The sequence below is a fragment of the Pseudooceanicola lipolyticus genome, assembly GCF_002786325.1.
Classification (GTDB): Bacteria; Pseudomonadota; Alphaproteobacteria; order Rhodobacterales; family Rhodobacteraceae; genus Pseudooceanicola_C; species Pseudooceanicola_C lipolyticus.
On record NZ_PGTB01000027.1, the window covers coordinates 17,169 to 35,909 of the forward strand.

An 18,741-nucleotide genomic window follows, 5' to 3' on the forward strand; every position below is an offset into this window, starting at 1 on the left:
TCGCGCCGCCGCTGCGCCGTTACACCCCGATTGCCGCCGCCACCGCCCGTTTCCAGCGGGCATAGCGGCGGTCGCGGGTTGCGTCATCGGATCCCGGGTCGAACCGGCGGTCCAGTGCCCAGGTTGCGGCAAATTCCGCCGCGCCGGGATAGACCCCGGCCTGCATCCCGGCCAGCCAGGCGGCGCCCAGCGCGGTGGTTTCCTGCATCACCGGCCGGTCCACTGGCGCGCCCAGCAGGTCGGACAGGCTCTGCATCGTCCAGTCACTGGCGCTCATCCCGCCATCGACGCGCAGCACGGTATCGGCCTCGGCGCTCCAGTCCGCGCGCATCGCCTGCCACAGGTCGCGGGTCTGGAAGGCAACGCTTTCCAGCGCCGCCCTGGAGAATTCCGCCGGGCCGGTGGCGCGGGTCAGCCCGAAGATCGCGCCGCGGCAGTCGGGCTCCCAATAAGGCGCTCCGAGGCCGGTGAAGGCGGGCACGATCAGCACGTCCTGCGCCGGATCGGCCTGTTCGGCCAGTTCGCCCGAGCGCGCGGCGCTGTCGATGAGGCCCATGGCGTCGCGCAGCCATTGCACCACCGCCCCGGCGATGAAGATCGAGCCTTCCAGCGCATAGGTCGGCCGCCCGTCCAGCTGGTAGGCGATGGTGGTCAGCAGCCGGTTCTGCGATGTCACCGGCTGATCGCCGGTGTTCAGCAGCGCGAAACAACCGGTGCCATAGGTCGCTTTCATCATCCCGGGGGCAAAGCAGGCCTGGCCCAGCGTCGCCGCCTGCTGGTCGCCCGCGACGCCAAGGATCGGGATGGCACCGCCGAACAGGGTGGTTTCGCCAAAGGGCGCGGCGCAGTCCCGCACCTCGGGCAGCATGGCCATGGGGATGTCCAGCAGGTCGCAGATCTCGCGACTCCAGGTGCCCTTGTGAATGTCGAACAGCAGGGTGCGCGCGGCGTTGGTGGCATCGGTGGCATGGATCTGGCCGCCGGTCAGCCGCCAGATCAGGAAACTGTCGATGGTGCCGAACAGCAGCTGGCCCTTCGCGGCGCGTGCGCGTGCGCCCTCGACCTGGTCGAGCAGCCATTTTACCTTGGTTCCGGAAAAATAAGGGTCCAGCAGCAGGCCGGTTTGCGCGGTGATGCCGGCTTCGTGCCCGGCCGCCTTGAGATCGGCGCAGAGCGAGGCGGTGCGCCGGTCCTGCCAGACGATGGCCCGGTGCAGCGGCTGGCCCGACTCGCGGTCCCAGATCACCGTGGTTTCGCGCTGATTGGTGATGCCGATCCCGGCGATGTCCCCGGCGCTCAGCCCGGCAGAGGCCAGCACCTCGCGGCAGACCGTCAGCGTGGTCTGCCAGATTTCCTCGGCATCGTGTTCGACCCAGCCGGCCTGCGGGAAATGCTGGGTGAACTCGCGCTGTGCGATGCCGGCGGGGCGCATCCTGGCATCGAACAGAATGGCCCGAGTCGAGGTGGTTCCCTGGTCGATGGCCAGAATATGGGTCATGCGCGGCTCCTCCCCGGTGACTTGCGCGCTCCAGCTTAGACCTAGCGTGCCGGTGACGGCCAGCCCCCGACTTGCGTGGGCGGGCGCATTAATCGCTTGTATCGAAACCAATATCGGCCAAGACTGAGAGACAGACCGCCGGTAAACGGCGCGCAGATTCATTGACCGGGAGTGTCGCCATGACCAAATTCACAAAGCTGGCCCTTGCCAGCGCCATCGCTGTGGCCGCGGGGCTGGGCGCCGCGCAGGCGCAGACCGAAATCACCGTGGCCATGCAGCTGGAGCCGCCGCATCTGGACCCGACCAGCGCCGCCGCGCAGGCGATCGATTCGGTGCTGTATTCCAACGTGTTCGAAGGGCTGACCCGGTTCATGGGCGATGGCTCGGTGGTGCCGGGGCTGGCGAAAAGCTGGGACATCTCGGAGGACGGGCTGGTTTACACCTTCCACCTGCAGGACGGGGTGACCTTTCACGACGGCACCACGATGGATGCCGAGGACGTGAAATTCTCGCTGGACCGCGCCCGCGCCGAGGACAGCCAGAACGCGCAGAAGGCGCTGTTTGCCTCGATCGACACGGTCGAGGTGGTCGATCCGCTGACCGTGGCGATCACGCTGAAAGAGCCCAACGGGCTGTTCCTGTTCAACATGGCCTGGGGCGACGCGGTGATCGTTGCCCCCGAAAGCATTGACGATATCAAGACCAATCCGGTGGGCACCGGCGCGTTCAAATTCGTGAACTGGACCCAGGGCGACAGCCTGCAGCTGGAGCGCAACCCGGATTACTGGGGTGAGGCGCCGGTGCTGGAACAGGCGACCTTCCGCTTTATCGCCGATCCCACCGCGGCCTTTGCCGCGGTGATGGCCGAGGATGTCGATGTCTTCGCCGGTTTCCCGGCGCCGGAGAACCTGCCGCAATTCGAAGCGGATCCGCGGTTCCAGGTGCTGGTGGGCTCGACCGAGGGCGAAACCATCCTGGCGATCAACAACAAGCAGCCGCCCTTCGACAATGTGAAGGTGCGCCAGGCGGTGGCCCATGCCATCGACCGGCAGGCGATCATCGATGGCGCGATGTTCGGCTATGGCACGCCGATCGGCACCCATTTCGCGCCGCACAACCCGGCCTATACCGACCTGACCGGGCAGTCCGGCTTTGATCCGGAGAAATCCAAGGCGCTGCTGTCCGAGGCCGGGTTTGCCGACGGCTTCGAAACCACGCTGCACCTGCCGCCGCCGTCCTATGCCCGGCGCGGTGGCGAGATCATTGCCGCGCAGCTGGCCGAGGTGGGCATCACCGCCGAGATCATCAACGTGGAATGGGCGCAATGGCTGGAATCGGTGTTCAACGGCAAGAATTTCGGCCTGACCATCGTCAGCCATACCGAGCCGATGGATATCGGCATCTATGCCCGGCCGGATTACTACTTCCAATATGACAACCCGGACTTCCAGGCGCTGATGGACGAGCTGAACAAGACCACCGACCCCGACCAGCGCACCGAGATGCTGCAGACCGCGCAGAAGATGATCGCCGACGACTATGTCAACGGCTTCCTGTTCGAACTGGCCTATCCGACGGTGGCCAAGGCCGGGATCAAGGGCCTGTGGAAGGACCTGCCCACCGCCGCGGTGGATCTGACGGCGGTCAGCTGGGAATAAACGGCTCTACCTTGATGAAGGGCCCCGGATTCTGGGGCCCTTTTTTTGTTTTCTCCCGTGCGCTATGGACCATGTCCGCGCACAATCCTAACGTGACCTCATGCAACGCTATGCCCTCAAACGGTTTCTGTCGCTGATCGTCAGCCTGGCGGTGGCCTCGCTGGTGATCTTCCTGGTGATCGAGGTGGCGCCGGGCGATCCCGCCAGTTTCATGCTGGGCATCAATGCCCAGCCCGATACGGTGGCGGCGCTGCGGGCCGAGCTGGGGCTGGATGTGCCGAAATGGCAGCGTTACCTGGACTGGGTCGGCGGCATGCTGCGCGGCGATTTCGGCACTTCCTATACCTATCGCACGCCGGTGGCCGGGATGATCGCCGACCGGCTGGCGGTGTCGGGGCCGCTGGCACTCTATGCGCTGGCGCTGTCGACCCTGATCGCCTTTCCCGCCGGGATCTATGCCGCCGCGCGCCGGGGCAAGGCGGGGGATGTGGCGGTGATGGGGGCGACGCAGCTGGGCGTCGCGATCCCGAATTTCTGGTTTGCAATGATGCTGGTGCTGGTCTTTGCCATCAACCTGCGCTGGTTCGGCGCCGGCGGCTTTGCCGGCTGGGACAAGGGCGCGTTTGCGGCGATGAAATCGCTGACGCTGCCGGCCATCGCGCTGGCGCTGCCGCAGGCGGCGATCCTGGCGCGGGTCATGCGCTCGGCCCTGCTGGATATTCTGGGCGAGGATTTCATGCGCACCGCGCGCGCAAAGGGGCTGAGCCGGCGGCAGGCGCTGTGGCGGCACGGGGTGCGCAACGCGATGATCCCGGTGCTGACCATCATCGGGCTGCAATTTTCCTTCCTGCTGGCCGGTGGCATCATCATCGAGAACGTGTTCTTCCTGCCCGGCCTGGGGCGGCTGATCTTCCAGGCGATCAATTCGCGCGACCTGATCGTGGTGGAATCGGTGGTGATGCTGCTGGTTTTCGCGGTGATCGCGGTGAATTTCCTGGTCGACCTGACCTATGCCGCGGTTGACCCGCGGCTGAGGGCGCGCACATGAATCGCAACCTGATCCTGGGCGGGGCGCTGTCCTCGCTGTTCATCTTTGCCGCGCTGCTGTCCTTCCTGTGGACGCCGTTTGACCACACGGCGATGAACATCCCGGCAAAGTTCCAGACGCCCGGCCCGGTGCACTGGTTCGGCACCGATCATTTCGGGCGCGACATCTTTTCGATGATCATGGTGGGCGCCCGCACCTCGATTGCCGTGGCGCTGGTGGCGGTGGGCATCGGCATCACCCTGGGCGTGCCCCTGGGCCTCGCGGCGGCGGCGCGCAAGGGATCCTATCTGGACGAGCTGATCATGCGCGGCAATGACCTGGTCTTTGCCTTCCCCTCGCTGGTGATCGCCATCCTGATCACCGCGGTGTTCGGCGCCGGGGCGGTGAACGCGATCATCGCCATCGGCATCTTCAATATCCCGGTATTTGCCCGCATCACCCGTGGCGCGGCGCTGAGCCTGTGGGAGCGGGAATTCATCATGGCGGCGCGGGTGGCGGGAAAATCGGCGGCGCGGATCTCGGTGGAACATATCCTGCCCAATGTCACCAACCTGCTGATCGTGCAGGGGACCATTCAGTTTTCGCTCGCGATCCTGGCCGAGGCCGGGCTGAGCTATATCGGGCTGGGTGCGCAGCCGCCGACGCCGTCCTGGGGCCGGATGCTGGCCGATGCGCAGACCATGGTGGCAATTGCCCCGCACCTGGCGCTGATCCCCGGCATCGCCATCGTGCTGACGGTGATGGGGCTGAACCTGATGGGGGACGGGCTGCGCGACTGGCTGGACCCGCGGCTGAGGGTGGCGCGCACATGAGCCTTCTGGACATCAAAAACCTGTCGCTGAGCATCCACGACACGCCAATCCTGAAGCGCGTATCGCTGACGGTGGAGGCCGGCGAGATTGTCGCGGTGACCGGCGAAAGCGGTTCGGGCAAGTCGATGACGGCGCTGTCGGTGATGCAACTGCTGCCCGAGCGCATGGAAGCCAGCGGCGCGGTGCGGCTGGACGGGACCGACCTTTTGACGCTGTCGGAACCGGCGCTGTGCCAGATCCGCGGCGAAAGCGTCGGCATGGTGTTTCAGGAGCCGATGACGGCGCTGAACCCGGTGCAGACCATCGGCGACCAGGTGGCGGAAACCATCCTGGTTCACCACGCGATGCCGCCCGATCAGGCGCGCGTCCGGGCGCGCGAGGTGCTGGACCGGGTTGGATTGCCGGCCGACCGGTTCCCGCTGTCGCGCTATCCGCATGAGCTGAGCGGCGGACAGCGCCAGCGCGTGGTGATCGCCATGGCCATCGCGCTGCGCCCCAAGCTGCTGATCGCCGACGAGCCGACCACCGCGCTGGACGTGACCACGCAGGCGCAGATCCTCGAGCTGTTGAAGGGGCTGGTGGCCGATTTCGGCATGGGGCTGCTGATGATCACCCATGACCTGGCGGTGGTGTCGGACATGGCCGACCGCATCGTGGTGATGCGCCATGGCGAGGTGGTCGAAACCGGCCGCACGCGGGAATTGCTGGCCAATATGCAGCACCCCTATACCCGCGCCCTGTTCGAGGCCTCGGGCCACCGGGTGGACCTGCCCGCCGCGCCGCCGCCGGCGCCGCTGCTGGAGGTGAAAAACGTGGTGCGCGACTATCGTCTGCCGCGCACCCGGCTGTTCCAGGATCCGGGGCGGTTCCGCGCGGTGAAAGGGGTGAGCTTTAACCTGAACCGGGGCGAGCGTCTGGGGCTGGTGGGCGAATCCGGCTGCGGAAAATCGACCCTGACCCGGGCGATCCTGGGGCTGGAGCCGGTGCAGAGTGGCGAGATCCGGCTGGAGGGCGAGCCGGTTTTCAGCGGGCAGAAACCCAACCTGGCAGTGCGGCGGCGGATGCAGGTGGTGTTCCAGGACCCGTTCGGGTCGTTCAACCCGCGCCATCGGGTCGACCGGCTGATCACCGAGCCGTTCCACCTGCTGGAGCAGGCGCCGCGCGGCGCCGAACGCGACCGGGCGATTGCCGAGGCGCTGACCGCGGTGGGGCTGAAACCGCAGGACGCGACGAAATACATCCACGAATTTTCCGGCGGCCAGCGCCAGCGCATCGCCATCGCCCGCGCGCTGATCATCCGGCCCGAGCTGATCCTGTTCGACGAGGCGGTCAGCGCGCTGGACGTGTCGGTGCGGGCGCAGATCCTCGACCTGCTGGCCGAGCTGTGCCGCGCCTACGGGCTGTCCTACCTGTTCATCTCGCATGACCTTTCGGTGGTGCGCACCGTCACCGACCGGGTGCTGGTGATGCAGGCCGGCAAGATCGTGGAACAGGGCGACACCGAACAGGTCTTCTCAAACCCGTCCCACCCCTATACCCAGAGCCTGATCGCGGCGGCCCCGCGCCTGCCCGATCCCGAGGCGCTGCGGAGGAGCTTGTCCCATGCCTGACACGTTGAAACAGACCCTGTGGTTCGACCCGGCGACCTGCCTGATCGGCGGGGCATGGACTGCGCCGGCGAGTGGCCGCACGCTGGACCTGGTGAACCCGTCGGACGGGTCGGTGATCTGCCAGATCGCGCGCGGCGGCGCCGAGGATGTGGATGCGGCGGTGGCGGCGGCCCAGGCCGCCCGCGACGGCGCCTGGGGCCGGATGACCGCGCTCGAACGCGGGCGCTGCCTGACCCGGCTGGGCCAGCTGGTGACGGAACGGGTCGACGACCTGGCGGCGCTGGAAGCGATGGATGTGGGCAAACCGCTGAGCCAGGCGCGTGCCGATGCGGTGGCACTGGCGCGCTATTGCGAATTCTACGGCGGCGCCGCCGACAAGGTGATGGGCGAAACCATCCCCTATCTCGACGGCTACACGGTATATACCCTGCGCGAGCCGCATGGCGTGACCGGGCATATCGTGCCCTGGAACTACCCGATGCAGATCATCGGCCGGTCGATTGGCGCGGCGCTGGCGATGGGCAATGCCTGCGTGCTGAAACCGGCGGAAGAGGCCTGCCTGACGGCGCTGGCCTTTGCGCATCTGGCGGAAGAAGCCGGATTCCCGCCCGGCGCGCTGAACGTGGTGCCGGGGCTGGGGGCCGAGGCCGGCGCGGCGCTGTCCGGGCATCCCGGGCTGCAGCATATCAGCTTTACCGGCTCGGTCCCGACCGGCGCGCTGGTGCAGGCGGCGGCGGCCCGCAACGTGGTGCCGGTGACGCTGGAACTGGGGGGCAAGTCGCCGCAGCTGGTATTCGACGATGCCGATCTGGACGCGGCGCTGCCCTTTCTGGTCAATGCCGGGATCCAGAATGCCGGGCAGACCTGTTCCGCCTCCTCCCGCATCCTGGTGCAACGCGGGGTCTATGACACCGTGCGCCAGCGCATGGCCGAGGCCTATGGCGCGCTGACCGTGGGGCCGGCGGCCGAGGATCTGAAGCTGGGGCCGCTGATCTCGGCCCGGCAGAAAGAGATCGTTGGCGGTTTTCTCGCCAAGGGTGGGGATCTGACCGTGGCGGCGGAAGGTGTGATCGTGCCCCATGCCCCCGCCTCCGGCGCCTATGTGAAACCGACGCTGTTTGCCGATGTGCCGCCCGATCATGTTTTGGCCAAAGACGAAATATTCGGTCCGGTGCAGGTGCTGATCCCGTTCGAGACCGAGGCGGAGGCGATCGCGATTGCCAATGGCACCGATTACGGCCTGGTCGCCAGTGTCTGGACCGGCAATGGCGCGCGGCAGATGCGGCTGGCAAAGGCGCTGCGCAGCGGCCAGGTCTTTATCAACAATTACGGCGCCGGCGGCGGCGTGGAACTGCCCTTTGGCGGCACCGGCAAATCGGGGCATGGCCGGGAAAAAGGCTTCGAGGCGCTATACGGATTCTCGCAGCTGAAAACCGTGGCCGCCTTTCACGGCTGAACGGCGGTCTGCCGGCCGGTGGACTCGGTTTTTTAACGCCTTCCCGGTAAGGCCGTTGGGGCAGACCCAAGCGGCGAAGGGAGCCGGCCGGATGACGCCCCAGATTCAACTCAGGCGCAACCTGAGAACCATCACCTGGACCATTGCCGGTATCGGCGTTGCGGTGACGTTGCTGTTTGCCGCGGTGTTCCTGTACGCGCGCCGCGACCAGGCGCGCCTGATCGAAACGCAACTGGCCAAGCACAGCGTGATGATCGAATTGCAATCGGCCATCGGCTATGGCGGAATGATCCACCATTTCAAGAACTGGGTGCTGCGCCCGGACGAGCCGCAATATCGCGATGCCGCCGTCGACTCGGCACAACGGGCGCTGCAATTGTTGGACCGGCTGGAAGGCATCATGGCCGAATCACAGCCCGACATCTCGCTGGAGGCCCAGCGCCAGACCATCCGCGCCTATCTGGACCATATCGGCCGGGTTGTCGCCCTGCACGAGGCCGGCGTGTCGGCGCGCGAGATCGACACCGCGGTGCGGATCAGCGACACCGATGCGCTGGGCGAACTTGCGCGGCTGCGCGGGCAGGTGATTGCGCATATGCAGTCCCAGCAATCGGCGCTGGAGGATCGCAAGGCGCTGGTGCTGTTGCTGCCCTTTGCCTTGATCGCCTTGCTGACCGCCGGCCTGCTGGTCCTGGTGCGGCAACGGGCGCGGCTGCGCTTTGAACATGACGCCACCCGCATCGACGAGATGGAGCAGTTCACCCAGATCGCCGTGCATGACCTGCGCGCGCCGCTGCGCCAGATCGCGTCTTTGGCGGAATTCGCGCTGGACGATCTTGGCGAAACTGCCGGGCAGGGCGATGCGCGCAGCCATGTGCAGATGATCGCCAACCGCGCCGCCAAGCTTGAAGCGCTGGTGGCCGCGGTGTTCCGTTATATCCGGGTGGAAGGCGCGGCGCAGGAAATCACCGAGGTGGACCTGCGCGCCCTGGTGGAAGAGATCGCCCGGCTGCATGTTCCGGCCGGCGGCAGCGTCAGCCTGGTGGGCGAGTTTCCGGTGGTGCGCGCGCAGGCGGTGGAACTGGGCATCATCCTGCGCAACCTGATTTCGAACGCGGTCAAGCACCACCCCGACCAGCGGCCGCAGATCATCGTGCGCCACCTGCGCGCGGGCAACGGCCACCGCTTCGAAGTGGAGGACAACGGCCCCGGCATCGCCCGCACGGATGCCGGCAAGGTGTTCGACATGTTCTGGTCGCTGGAAAAGCGGGAAAACTCCGCAGAGGTCTCGGGCGTCGGGCTGGCGCTGGTGCGCCGCATCGTCACCCGCTGGGGCACCGGCATCTCGCTGCGCGACGCCTCGCCGTCGGGCACCATCTTCAGCTTTACCATGCCCGCATTCTGAACCGGCGGTGCGCGCCGGCCCGGCCGGCGCAGAGGATGACGCTCAGACGATGACCTTGTAGTGCTCTTGCGTGCCGACGCCAAACACCCGCTTGTAACGCGCAACCTCCTCGGCCGGGCCCATGGCCTTTTCCGGGTTGTCGGACAGTTTCACCGTCGGGCGGCCCTCGGCGCTGACCGCCTTGCAGACCAGCGAAAACGGCGCCAGCGCGTCATCCTTGACCAGGCCGCGGAAATCATTGGTCAGCAGCGTGCCCCAGCCAAAGCTGGCCTTGACCCGCCCGGCAAACTGGTCGTGCAGCTCGATGATCTTGTCGACATCCAGCCCGTCGGAAAAGATCACCCGTTTCTCGCGCGGGTCCTCGCCGCGCGATTTCCACCAGTCGATGGCGATCTCGGCGCCGGTGGCCGGATCGCCGCTGTCGATCCGCACCCCGGTCCAGCCCACCAGCCAGTCCGGCGCACGTTCCAGGAACCCCTTGGTGCCATAGGTGTCCGGCAGGATGATCCGCAGGTTGCCCTCGTGTTCCTCGTGCCAATCCTCCAGCACCTCGTAGGGCGCGCGCGCCAGTTCGGCGTCGCTGTCGGCCAGCGCGCTATAGACCATCGGCAGTTCATGCGCGTTGGTGCCGATTGCCTCGACCTCGCGGCGCATTGCGATCAGGCAGTTCGAAGTGCCGGTGAACTTGGGGCCCAGCCCCTCGATCATCGCCTGCACGCACCAGTCCTGCCACAGGAAGGAATGCCGCCGCCGGGTGCCGAAATCGGCGATCCCCAGCTCGGGCAGGGTGCGCAGGCGTTCGATCTTTTCCCACAGCCGGGTCATCGCCCGGGCATAAAGCACCTTGAGCTCGAACCGGCCCAGATCATTCAGCACCCGCCGCCCGCGCAGTTCCATCAGCACCGCCAGCGCCGGGATTTCCCACAGCATCACCTCGGGCCAGGCGCCCTCGAAGGTCAGCTCGTACTGATCGTCCTTGCGTTCCAGGTGATAGGGCGGCAGGCGCAGCTGTTCGAACCATTCCATGAAATCGGGGCGGAACATCTGGCGCTTGCCATAAAAGGTATTGCCGCGCAGCCAGGTGCTTTCGCCGCGGCTGAGCGAGAGCGAGCGGATATGATCCAGTTGCTCGCGCAGCTCGCCCTCGTCGATCAGCCGGGCCAGCGGCACGTGTTTCGAGCGGTTGATCAGCGAAAAGGTCACCTGGGTGTCGGGCTTGTTGCGAAACACCGACTGGCACATCAGCAGCTTGTAGAAATCGGTGTCGATCAGCGACCGCACGATCGGATCGATCTTCCATTTGTGATCATAGACGCGGGCTGCGATGTCCAAGGCCGGGCTCCTGTACAGGGGTCATGGCCTGATACGCTACACCCATGCGCCGGGCCAAGCAAAATCAATGGGCTGCGCGCCTGCGCTCAGGCCGGCAGCAGGGTCACGCCGGCGGTGGCCATCGCCTCGGAGGCCGCCACCATCGAGCCGTCCAGGTCGATGCCGCGGCAGGCGCCCAGCGCCACGGTCGCGCCAAAGCCCAGCCGCGCGGCATCGACCGCCGAGTAATGCACGCAGAAATCGGTGGCCAGCCCCACCAGCGTCAGGTCGGTGATGCCGCGGCTGCGCAGGTAGCCTTCCAGCCCGGTGGGCGTGCGGCGGTCATTTTCGAAAAACGCCGAATAGCTGTCGATCGCCGGGCGGAAGCCCTTGCGCAGGATCAGGTCGGCATCGGTCCTGAGATCGGCGTGAAAGGCGGCGCCGGCGCTGCCCTGGACGCAGTGATCGGGCCACAGCACCTGCGCGCCATAGAACATCTCGGTCAGCTCGTAAGGCGCCTTGCCCGGATGCGAGCTGGCGAAGGAGGAATGGCCGGCCGGGTGCCAGTCCTGTGTCAGGATCACCGAGTCGAACTGGTCCATCATCGCGTTGATCACCGGCACCACTGCATCGCCCTCGGGCACGGCCAGCGCTCCGCCGGGGCAGAAATCGTTCTGCACGTCGATGACGATCAGCGCGTTGGACATGGTGGGTCTCCCTGGCAGCGGCACGCCAAAGGGGTAGGCGGGCAGCGCCGCGGCGTCAATGCTCGGGCTTGCGGGAGGCGGCATGCGGGACTATGCGGGGCGTATGTACACCATCGCCGCGCTGTATCATTTCACCCGTTTCGCCGACCCGGCCGCGTTGAAACCGGGGCTGGAGGCGGTGTGCCGCGCCGGGCAGGTGAAGGGCACGCTGCTGCTGGCGCCCGAAGGGATCAACGGCACCATTGCCGGCCCGCGCGCCGGGATCGACGCGGCGCTGGCCCATATCCGCGCGCTGCCCGGCTGTGCCGGGCTGGAGTGGAAGGAATCGCAGGCGACCACCCCGCCCTTTGGCAAGTTGAAGGTGCGGCTGAAACGCGAGATCGTCACCATGGGTCAGCCCGATGTCGACCCGCAGGCCAGGGTTGGCCATTACGTCGAGGCGGCCGAATGGAATGACCTGATCCGCCAGCCCGACGTGGCGGTGATCGACACCCGCAACGATTACGAGGTGGCGATCGGCAGTTTCGAAGGCGCCATCGATCCGCAGACCAAGAGCTTTGGCGAATTCCCGGCCTGGTGGGAGGCGAACAAGCACCGCTTTCACAACAAGCGGATCGCGATGTTCTGCACCGGTGGCATCCGCTGCGAGAAATCCACCAATTACCTGCTGGGCCAGGGCGTGCCCGAAGTGTTTCACCTGAAAGGTGGCATCCTGAAATATCTCGAAGAGGTGCCGGCCGAGGACAGCACCTGGCAGGGCGACTGTTTCGTCTTCGACAACCGGGTCAGCGTCGGGCACGGGCTGACCGAGGGGCCGCACCTGCTGTGCCATGGCTGCCGCCGGCCGATCCTGCCCGAGGATACCCGGCGGCCGGAATACGAGGCCGGGGTGTCCTGCCACCACTGCATCGACGAGACCTCGGACCAGGACAAGGCGCGCTTTCGCGAACGGCAGCGGCAGATCGCGCTGGCCCGCGCCCGCGGCGAGCTGCACATGCCGCTGCAGGACTGAGCGGCGCGAGACTTATCGATAGGTCCCGGCGTATTTCGTCGCTGCAACATGCCGGGCACGCGGGTGCGAGCGCAGCAGCAGCAGGACCATGATGGCAATGTTCAGCCCGTTCCAGACGATGCCGTTGACAAAGGCCAGCCGGTAGCTGCCGGTCATCTCGTAGATCCAGCCGGCCATCCAGCCGCCCAGCGCCATGCCCAGGATGGTCATCATCAGGACAAAACCCACCCGCGCCCCGGCCTCGCGCGCGGGCATATATTCGCGCACCACCAGCGCATAGCTGGGCACGATCCCGCCCTGGGCCAGGCCGAACATCAGGCTGATCGCGTAAAGCGGCGCCATGCCGTCCCAGGGCAGGTAGAAAAACAGCGCCAGGCATTGCAGCAGCGATCCGATCAGCAGCGTCCGCACCCCGCCCAGCCGATCGGCGAGCAGTCCCGACACCACCCGGCTGACCACCCCGCCCAGCAGCATCAGCGACAGCATTTCCGCCCCCACCGCCGGGCCATAGCCCAGCCCGACGCAATAGGCGACGATATGTACCTGCGGCATCGACATCGCCACGCAGCAGCCGATCCCGGCCAGACCCAGCAGCCAGGTCAGGCTGCGGGTGGACATGCCGGCGCTTTTGGCCCGCAGATCCGAGGCCGCCTGGGCCAGCCCATGCGCCGCCTCGGGCAGCTTGCGCCGCAGCAGCAGCGACAGCGGCACAATCGCCAGCACCGTGATCAACGCCAGCAATAGATGGACCGCCTGCCAGCCCCGGTCGGCCAGGACCCCGGCCAGAAGCGTCGGCCAGATCGCGCCCGAGAGGTAATTGCCGCTGGCCACCAGCGCCACCGCGATGCCGCGCCGTTTCAGAAACCAGTGCGAGATATCGGCGATCAGCGGGCCGAAGCCCACGCCGGTGCCCAGCCCCACCAGCAATTGCGCCAGCGACAACAGCAGGATCGAGGGCGCCAGCGTGGTCAGCAGGAAGCCCAGTGCAATCGCCGCGGCCGCGCCGTTCAGCGCCAGCGTCACCCCGAACCGGTCCACCACCCGGCCGATCAGCAGATTGCCCAGCGCAAAGCCGATCATGGTGAGCGTATAGGGCAGCGACGCCTCGGCCCGACCGACCGCGAAATCGGCCTCGATCGCCGGCATCACCACCACCACCGACCACATGCCCACATTGGCCACCGTGGCGATGGCCAGCGTGACCAGCAGGCGCAGCCAGGAATAGGCGCTGTCGTGAATCTCGTCTCCCATGCCGGCACGCTAGGCGGCGGCGCGGGATTTGCATAGGGCCAGTCGAGCGCCGCGTGCCGGGGCGGCTGGCGTCATGGCCTGCAGAGCGTCGGCCGGTCAGCGAAACAGCAGTTCCAGCACTGCAACGCCGCCCAGAAACACCACCCCGGCGACAAAACCGGTCGACAGGACGGTCAGCACCAGCCCGGCGGCGAACCAATAGCCGTCGCGCTCGCTGAGCCCCAGCGCCAGCAGGATGATCGACAGCGCCGGCAGGCCGTTGGCAAAGGGGATCGGCAGGAACAGGAAAATCGCCAGGATCAGCGTGCACAGGCCGATCACCCGTTCGGCCAGCAGATAGGAGGTGGGCCACCAGCGCGGCCTGGCCAGGCGTTCGACCCGTTCGACATAGGGCACCGAGACCGTGACGATCCGGTCAAAGGCGCTGCGGTCGAGGGACCGCCGGGCGACAAATTGCGGCAGCCATACATCCGGGCGCCCCAGAATCAGCTGTACCGCCAGAACCATCAGCGGCAGGCCGGTAAACACCGACGATCCGGGGATGAACAGGAAGATGTTCGGCGCCGAGAAGATCACCAGCAGCGGCGCAAAACTGCGGTCGCGCAGCGCGCCGACGATGTCGCCGACCGAGATCCTCAGGCCCTCGCGGGCCTGAAGATCGCGCAGCACCTGCGACAGCCGGCGGCCGGGCCGGCGGACCAGCAGCGGTGCGTCCTGTTCCGCCATCGTCATTCCGACCGCACCGGGCTGTGCCGCGCCGGGACGGCCGGGGTGGGCTGGCGGGTCTGCCACAGCGACAGCGCGATGCCGCCGATCAGCAACGTGGCGGTCACCGTCAGCGAGATCGCCGCCGGCAGTTTTTCGATGCCCAACAGCTCGGCCCCGATCACCTTGGCACCGATAAAGATCAGCACCAGCGACACCGCCGTCTTGAGATACACAAAGCGGTGCATCATTGCTGACAGCGCGAAATACAGCGCGCGCAGGCCGAGAATGGCAAAGATGTTCGAGGTGTAGACCAGGTAGGGATCGGTGGTGATTGCGAAAATCGCCGGGATCGAGTCGACCGCGAAGATCACGTCGGCCAGTTCCACCATCACCAGCGCCAGGAACAGCGGGGTGATGAACAGCGCAGTGGCGCCATCCGGTGCCACCGGCTGGCGCAGGAAAAACCGGTCGCCCGACACTCCGGCGCTGACACGAAAATGGCGTCGCATGAAGCGCAGCACCGGGTTGCGCGCCACGTCGTATTCCGCATCGCCATCGCGTAGCATCTTGATCCCGGTAAAGATCAGGAAGGCGGCGAAGATCAGCAGCACCCATTCGAAATGTTCGACCACCGCCGCGCCGACACCGATCATCAGGCCGCGCAGGATGATCACGCCCAGGATGCCATAGACCAGCACCCGGTGCTGATAGGCGCGCGGCACCCCGAAATAGGCGAATATCATCGCGATGACGAAGATATTGTCCATCGCCAAGCTTTTTTCGACCACGAAACCGGTCAGGTAAAGCAGCGCCGCGCGCTCGCCCATGAACTGCCAGATCCAGATCGAAAACAGCAGGCCGATGCTGATGTAAAAGCCAGACAGCAGCAGGCTTTCGCGGATGCCGATCTCGTGGGAGTGGCGGTGCAGCACGCCCAGATCGAAGACCAGAAGCGCGAGGACCAGCAGCAGGAACAGGGCCCAGCTCCAGACGGGCTTGCCCAGGAAGTCGAGAAAGAGAAGATCCAATTTTCCGCCCCGAAAATGCACCGCCGACAGTGACGGCCGGTGCGACACCCGGCCGGACCGGTGCAGGATCGGTCGCCGGGCTTTCGAGAAGTGGGCGTTCCCGGAAGGGCTACAAGCGGTCGGCCCAAGAATATTTTTTTACCGCCCCATTGAACCGCATCCGGACCGTGCAAATCTCATTCTTGCCCGCCGCAGACCATCCACGGCCGCTTGTGCAGCCGCGTCTTGCCCCTACGACGGACGGTCGTTGCGCCCCCGACCATGCGGGGCGGCTGAGGGTCGATCTTGCGAACATGTTCCGCCGATTTGGGCCGATGCGCTGGAGTGCGCCATCGCCTGGGCCGTGCTGAGCACGCAGATCCCTTCCATCTTTCCCCTGCACATCCGGTCTGAGAAAGGACCCTGACATGCACCACACCGCCGCCCTGATCGCCAGCCTGGCCTCGTTGGCACTGATCTGCGCGATCTATTACTGCAACCGCCGTGCCGCCGAAACCAGCTGGCTGAAAAGCGACGTGCTGGCGTCGGTGCTGCTGTCGCTGCTGGTCGGTCTGTTCCCGATTGCGCTGTTCGCGCCGTTTGTCGGCCTGTGGCAGCTGCTGCAGGGCGGCCTGTCTGCCGGCAGCGCGATGGCGGCCAGCGGTGACATTCTGAGCCTCGGCGCCTGCGTGCTTACCGCCTGGCTGTTCCGCGCGCTGGTCCGCGCCCGCGCCGACAGCTGGCGCAGCCCGACCAACGTGACACCGTTGACCCCGCGCCCGGCCGGGCCGGCAACCCCGACTCACAGCAGGCTGAAAAAGGCCGCCTGATCCCCGGCATGGGCCGCAAGAGACCGCAATTGTGATCGAAGCGTTCTGGCAGATCGCCGCGGTGGGCTTTGCCGCGCAGATGGTGGATGGCGCGCTGGGCATGGCCTATGGGCTGACCTCGACTTCGCTGCTGCTGACGCTGGGCTATTCCCCGGCGGCGGCCAGTGCGGCGGTGCACCTGGCGGAAAGCGCCACCACCGCCGCCAGCGCCGCGTCACACGGCGTTGCCCGCAATGTCGACTGGCGGCTGGTTCGGCCGCTGGCCATTGCCGGGGTGCTGGGCGGTATCCTGGGTGCGACCCTGCTGGCCACCGGGATCGGCGACTGGCTGGTGCCCTTCGTGTCGCTGTACCTGACCGCGATGGGGGTGGTGATTCTGTGGAAGGCGTTCCGCGCCACGCCGGGCATTCATCCGCCGCGCGGGGTCAAATCGCTGGGCGCTGTCGGCGGCTTTCTCGATGCGGTCGGCGGCGGCGGCTGGGGACCGATCGTATCCGGCACGCTGGTGGCATCGGGCGGGTCGGCGCGGCACATGATCGGCTCGTCGGTTGCCGCCGAGTTCTTTGTCACCACCGCCATCGCCATCACCTTTGCCGGGCATCTGGGTTGGCGCGAATTCGGGGGGGCGGCGCTGGCCCTGGTGGTGGGCGGCTTGCCGGCAGCGCCCTTCGCCGCCATCGCCCTGCGCTATGCGCCAAGGCGGGGACTGATGGTTGCGGTGGGGGGGCTGATCGTCGGCCTGGGGCTGTACGGCCTGTGGCGCGGGTTCGGCGCGAATTGACCGGGATTGCCTGAATTTCGGCAGCCGATGGTCCGGAAAAACCTACCGCGGAGATCGCAGGCGCGTGCAACGACGGGGGCGCTTGGGTGCCTGGATGCTGCAACCGGATCGACCGGCAGCTATCTGTCCAAAAACAGATCGAAATGCAGGACGTTTTCGCGCCGACCAAGTTTGGAATATAGCGCGATGGCAGGATCATCGCCATCGTCGGCCTGCACGTAAACGACCCAGCCGCCATTGGTTTTTGCAATTGTTTTCAGGTGGTCGATCAGCGCCGTGGCTATGCCCCGCCGCCGCCATGCCTGTGCAACGGCCAAATCGTAAATGTAGAATTCCGAGCGTTCCTGCTCGAATTTGCGCAGCTTGTAGGCCACCAGCGCGCCGGCAAGGGTTTGGTCTTCCAGAGCCACCAGCATGACAACGTCATCGCGCGCCAGGAGCGCGCTTCGGTAGGCCTGTCCGGGCCTTGCGCTGCTGTAGCTTTCGGCATCGTCAAAAACCTCGGCGAAGAGATCGAGCATCCCGTGAAAAAGCGCATCGTCTCCGGGCCGCAAGCGGCGGATGGCAAGATTCTTGCGATGGGTCTTTGGTTTCACGCCGAAACTCCTCCGGGGCGCAACCCCGAACAGGGTCTACGCATCCGCGTAGTTTACGAAGGACAGTGTGAACCAGAATCGCGATGGCGGGAAAGATCTGCATCGCCAGAGTTCCGGCGCGGCGCAACCCCGCTGCAAAGCGGACGCCGGGACGGCGGCAACCGTTCAGACGCGAACGACAGAATCCACTAAAGATTTGCGGAGGGATTTGGTGGAGCCTAGGGGGATCGAACCCCTGACCTCTTGCATGCCATGCAAGCGCTCTCCCAGCTGAGCTAAGGCCCCGAATGTGTGCGCCGCTGAATAGGCGCATCACCGGGCGGGATCAAGCGAAAAATCCGCCCGGTGGCTGCAGTCGGTCAGTCTTCGTCTTCCGACGACATGTCGGCGATCTCGTCCAGCGAAACGTCGTCGCTGTCATCCTCGTCTTCGAGGATATCATCGTCCAGATCGACATCGACATCATCGTCATCGTCCAGAACGACGTCGTCATCGTTCTCCATCGACTTCTTCGCCTTGAGCGTGGCGGCATCCTCGGCATCGGCGGCGATCAGCCGGGCCTTGGACGTGTCGAGTTCGACCACCTCGCCCGTATAGGGGCTGACGATCGGGTTCTGGTTAAGGTCATAAAACCGCTTGCCCGTGGTCGGGCAAACTCGCTTCGTGCCCCATTCTTCCTTGGGCATGTCCATCCTCTCGAATATTTGCTGAGTCTTGTCGACGATTCAGGTCGGGTGCCATATGAGGTGGGCATTGTCAAAGGCTTTGGCAACTGGAGACCCGAAAGTGTCCGATCATACCCTGCCCGGCAGCCCGCCGGTTCCGCTGATCCTGCGCCGGTCGGGCCGGGCGCGGCGCATCACGCTGCGAATCTCGCGGCTGGACGGGCGGGTGACGCTGACCCTGCCGCGCGGGGTGGCCGAGCACGAGGCGCTGGATTTCGCCCGCAGCAAGGAAGACTGGATTCGCGACCACCTGGACGAGCGGCCGGAGGCCTGCACCGTGGCACCGGGTAGCTGGTCCCACTCGCTGTAAAGTCATCCAGCAATAC

Annotated in this window: 18 protein-coding genes and 1 tRNA gene; 10 read left to right on the forward strand and 9 right to left on the reverse strand. The window is 66.1% G+C overall.

All coding sequences use genetic code 11. The features are described 5' to 3' along the window. Positions 1-19 precede the first annotated feature (19 nt). Entirely contained in the window at positions 20-1,498 is a 1,479-nt protein-coding gene (glpK, locus tag CVM52_RS09655) for a glycerol kinase GlpK (RefSeq protein ID WP_100162302.1), read from the reverse strand. A 179-nt stretch (positions 1,499-1,677) separates the two neighbouring features. Here glpK and CVM52_RS09660 point away from each other — a divergent pair, with 179 nt between their 5' ends. The 6 genes from CVM52_RS09660 to CVM52_RS09685 all read left to right on the forward strand — a co-directional run bounded on the left by CVM52_RS09660 (position 1,678) and on the right by CVM52_RS09685 (position 9,487). Then, complete coding sequence (locus CVM52_RS09660) at positions 1,678-3,156, forward strand: ABC transporter substrate-binding protein (RefSeq protein ID WP_100162303.1); 1,479 nt, start codon at positions 1,678-1,680, stop codon at positions 3,154-3,156. A 100-nt stretch (positions 3,157-3,256) separates the two neighbouring features. Next, entirely contained in the window at positions 3,257-4,204 is a 948-nt protein-coding gene (locus CVM52_RS09665; RefSeq protein WP_100162304.1) for an ABC transporter permease, read from the forward strand. Beyond that, complete coding sequence (locus CVM52_RS09670; RefSeq protein ID WP_100162305.1) at positions 4,201-5,016, forward strand: ABC transporter permease; 816 nt, start codon at positions 4,201-4,203, stop codon at positions 5,014-5,016. The genes CVM52_RS09665 and CVM52_RS09670 overlap by 4 nt, the downstream gene beginning before the upstream one ends. Further along, positions 5,013-6,626: an ABC transporter ATP-binding protein gene (locus CVM52_RS09675; RefSeq protein ID WP_100162306.1), complete on the forward strand. Its 1,614-nt coding sequence runs from the start codon at positions 5,013-5,015 to the stop codon at positions 6,624-6,626. The genes CVM52_RS09670 and CVM52_RS09675 overlap by 4 nt, the downstream gene beginning before the upstream one ends. Then, positions 6,619-8,082 (forward strand): aldehyde dehydrogenase family protein, encoded by a 1,464-nt coding sequence (locus CVM52_RS09680; RefSeq protein WP_100162307.1) that lies wholly within the window; start codon positions 6,619-6,621, stop codon positions 8,080-8,082. Before CVM52_RS09675 ends, CVM52_RS09680 begins: the two co-directional genes overlap by 8 nt. Before the next feature lie 91 nt (positions 8,083-8,173). After that, positions 8,174-9,487: a sensor histidine kinase gene (locus CVM52_RS09685; RefSeq protein ID WP_100162308.1), complete on the forward strand. Its 1,314-nt coding sequence runs from the start codon at positions 8,174-8,176 to the stop codon at positions 9,485-9,487. A 42-nt stretch (positions 9,488-9,529) separates the two neighbouring features. On the opposite strand, the gene pncB is transcribed toward CVM52_RS09685, so the two are convergent. Beyond that, a complete protein-coding gene (pncB, locus tag CVM52_RS09690) occupies positions 9,530-10,819 on the reverse strand; it encodes a nicotinate phosphoribosyltransferase (protein WP_100162309.1) in 1,290 nt (429 codons plus the stop codon). 86 nt (positions 10,820-10,905) lie between these two features. Further along, positions 10,906-11,505: a bifunctional nicotinamidase/pyrazinamidase gene (gene pncA, locus CVM52_RS09695; protein WP_100162310.1), complete on the reverse strand. Its 600-nt coding sequence runs from the start codon at positions 11,503-11,505 to the stop codon at positions 10,906-10,908. 103 nt (positions 11,506-11,608) lie between these two features. Here pncA and trhO point away from each other — a divergent pair, with 103 nt between their 5' ends. Then, entirely contained in the window at positions 11,609-12,517 is a 909-nt protein-coding gene (gene trhO, locus CVM52_RS09700; protein ID WP_100162311.1) for an oxygen-dependent tRNA uridine(34) hydroxylase TrhO, read from the forward strand. Between the two features lie 12 nt (positions 12,518-12,529). On the opposite strand, the gene CVM52_RS09705 is transcribed toward trhO, so the two are convergent. From CVM52_RS09705 to CVM52_RS09715, 3 genes are all read right to left on the reverse strand, one after another. Beyond that, the gene (locus CVM52_RS09705) at positions 12,530-13,768 is read right to left on the reverse strand and encodes an MFS transporter (RefSeq protein ID WP_100162312.1); all 1,239 of its coding nucleotides are present in this window, start codon (positions 13,766-13,768) and stop codon (positions 12,530-12,532) included. A gap of 96 nt (positions 13,769-13,864) precedes the next feature. After that, positions 13,865-14,494: an exopolysaccharide biosynthesis protein gene (locus tag CVM52_RS09710; protein WP_172720966.1), complete on the reverse strand. Its 630-nt coding sequence runs from the start codon at positions 14,492-14,494 to the stop codon at positions 13,865-13,867. A gap of 2 nt (positions 14,495-14,496) precedes the next feature. Then, a complete protein-coding gene (locus CVM52_RS09715; protein ID WP_100162314.1) occupies positions 14,497-15,504 on the reverse strand; it encodes a TerC family protein in 1,008 nt (335 codons plus the stop codon). 407 nt (positions 15,505-15,911) lie between these two features. Between CVM52_RS09715 and CVM52_RS09720 the strand changes: the two genes are divergently transcribed. Both CVM52_RS09720 and CVM52_RS09725 read left to right on the forward strand, forming a co-directional pair. Beyond that, positions 15,912-16,313, forward strand: a complete 402-nt coding sequence (locus CVM52_RS09720; RefSeq protein WP_100162315.1) for a hypothetical protein — start codon at positions 15,912-15,914, stop codon at positions 16,311-16,313. A 31-nt stretch (positions 16,314-16,344) separates the two neighbouring features. Then, positions 16,345-17,094, forward strand: coding sequence for a sulfite exporter TauE/SafE family protein (locus CVM52_RS09725; RefSeq protein ID WP_100162316.1), 750 nt, complete (start codon positions 16,345-16,347; stop codon positions 17,092-17,094). A gap of 119 nt (positions 17,095-17,213) precedes the next feature. On the opposite strand, the gene CVM52_RS09730 is transcribed toward CVM52_RS09725, so the two are convergent. From CVM52_RS09730 to CVM52_RS09740, 3 genes are all read right to left on the reverse strand, one after another. Next, the gene (locus tag CVM52_RS09730) at positions 17,214-17,657 is read right to left on the reverse strand and encodes an AAC(3)-I family aminoglycoside N-acetyltransferase (RefSeq protein WP_370741482.1); all 444 of its coding nucleotides are present in this window, start codon (positions 17,655-17,657) and stop codon (positions 17,214-17,216) included. Between the two features lie 242 nt (positions 17,658-17,899). Next, a tRNA-Ala gene (locus tag CVM52_RS09735) sits at positions 17,900-17,975 on the reverse strand. Positions 17,976-18,049: 74 nt separating this feature from the next. Continuing rightward, positions 18,050-18,376, reverse strand: coding sequence for a TIGR02300 family protein (locus CVM52_RS09740; RefSeq protein ID WP_100162320.1), 327 nt, complete (start codon positions 18,374-18,376; stop codon positions 18,050-18,052). Between the two features lie 100 nt (positions 18,377-18,476). On the opposite strand from CVM52_RS09740, the gene CVM52_RS09745 reads away from it, so the two are divergent. After that, the gene (locus CVM52_RS09745; protein ID WP_133119819.1) at positions 18,477-18,725 is read left to right on the forward strand and encodes a YgjP-like metallopeptidase domain-containing protein; all 249 of its coding nucleotides are present in this window, start codon (positions 18,477-18,479) and stop codon (positions 18,723-18,725) included. Positions 18,726-18,741 lie beyond the last annotated feature (16 nt).

What these genes read in the sequence shown, in the direction of transcription:
- glpK (WP_100162302.1), bottom strand. Translation starts at nt 1,498, where the DNA reads ATGACCCATATTCTGGCCATCGACCAGGGAACCACCTCGACTCGGGCC.
- CVM52_RS09660 (WP_100162303.1), top strand. Translation starts at nt 1,678, where the DNA reads ATGACCAAATTCACAAAGCTGGCCCTTGCCAGCGCCATCGCTGTGGCC.
- CVM52_RS09665 (WP_100162304.1), top strand. Translation starts at nt 3,257, where the DNA reads ATGCAACGCTATGCCCTCAAACGGTTTCTGTCGCTGATCGTCAGCCTG.
- CVM52_RS09670 (WP_100162305.1), top strand. Translation starts at nt 4,201, where the DNA reads ATGAATCGCAACCTGATCCTGGGCGGGGCGCTGTCCTCGCTGTTCATC.
- CVM52_RS09675 (WP_100162306.1), top strand. Translation starts at nt 5,013, where the DNA reads ATGAGCCTTCTGGACATCAAAAACCTGTCGCTGAGCATCCACGACACG.
- CVM52_RS09680 (WP_100162307.1), top strand. Translation starts at nt 6,619, where the DNA reads ATGCCTGACACGTTGAAACAGACCCTGTGGTTCGACCCGGCGACCTGC.
- CVM52_RS09685 (WP_100162308.1), top strand. Translation starts at nt 8,174, where the DNA reads ATGACGCCCCAGATTCAACTCAGGCGCAACCTGAGAACCATCACCTGG.
- pncA (WP_100162310.1), bottom strand. Translation starts at nt 11,505, where the DNA reads ATGTCCAACGCGCTGATCGTCATCGACGTGCAGAACGATTTCTGCCCC.
- trhO (WP_100162311.1), top strand. Translation starts at nt 11,609, where the DNA reads ATGTACACCATCGCCGCGCTGTATCATTTCACCCGTTTCGCCGACCCG.
- CVM52_RS09705 (WP_100162312.1), bottom strand. Translation starts at nt 13,768, where the DNA reads ATGGGAGACGAGATTCACGACAGCGCCTATTCCTGGCTGCGCCTGCTG.
- CVM52_RS09710 (WP_172720966.1), bottom strand. Translation starts at nt 14,494, where the DNA reads ATGGCGGAACAGGACGCACCGCTGCTGGTCCGCCGGCCCGGCCGCCGG.
- CVM52_RS09720 (WP_100162315.1), top strand. Translation starts at nt 15,912, where the DNA reads ATGCACCACACCGCCGCCCTGATCGCCAGCCTGGCCTCGTTGGCACTG.
- CVM52_RS09740 (WP_100162320.1), bottom strand. Translation starts at nt 18,376, where the DNA reads ATGCCCAAGGAAGAATGGGGCACGAAGCGAGTTTGCCCGACCACGGGC.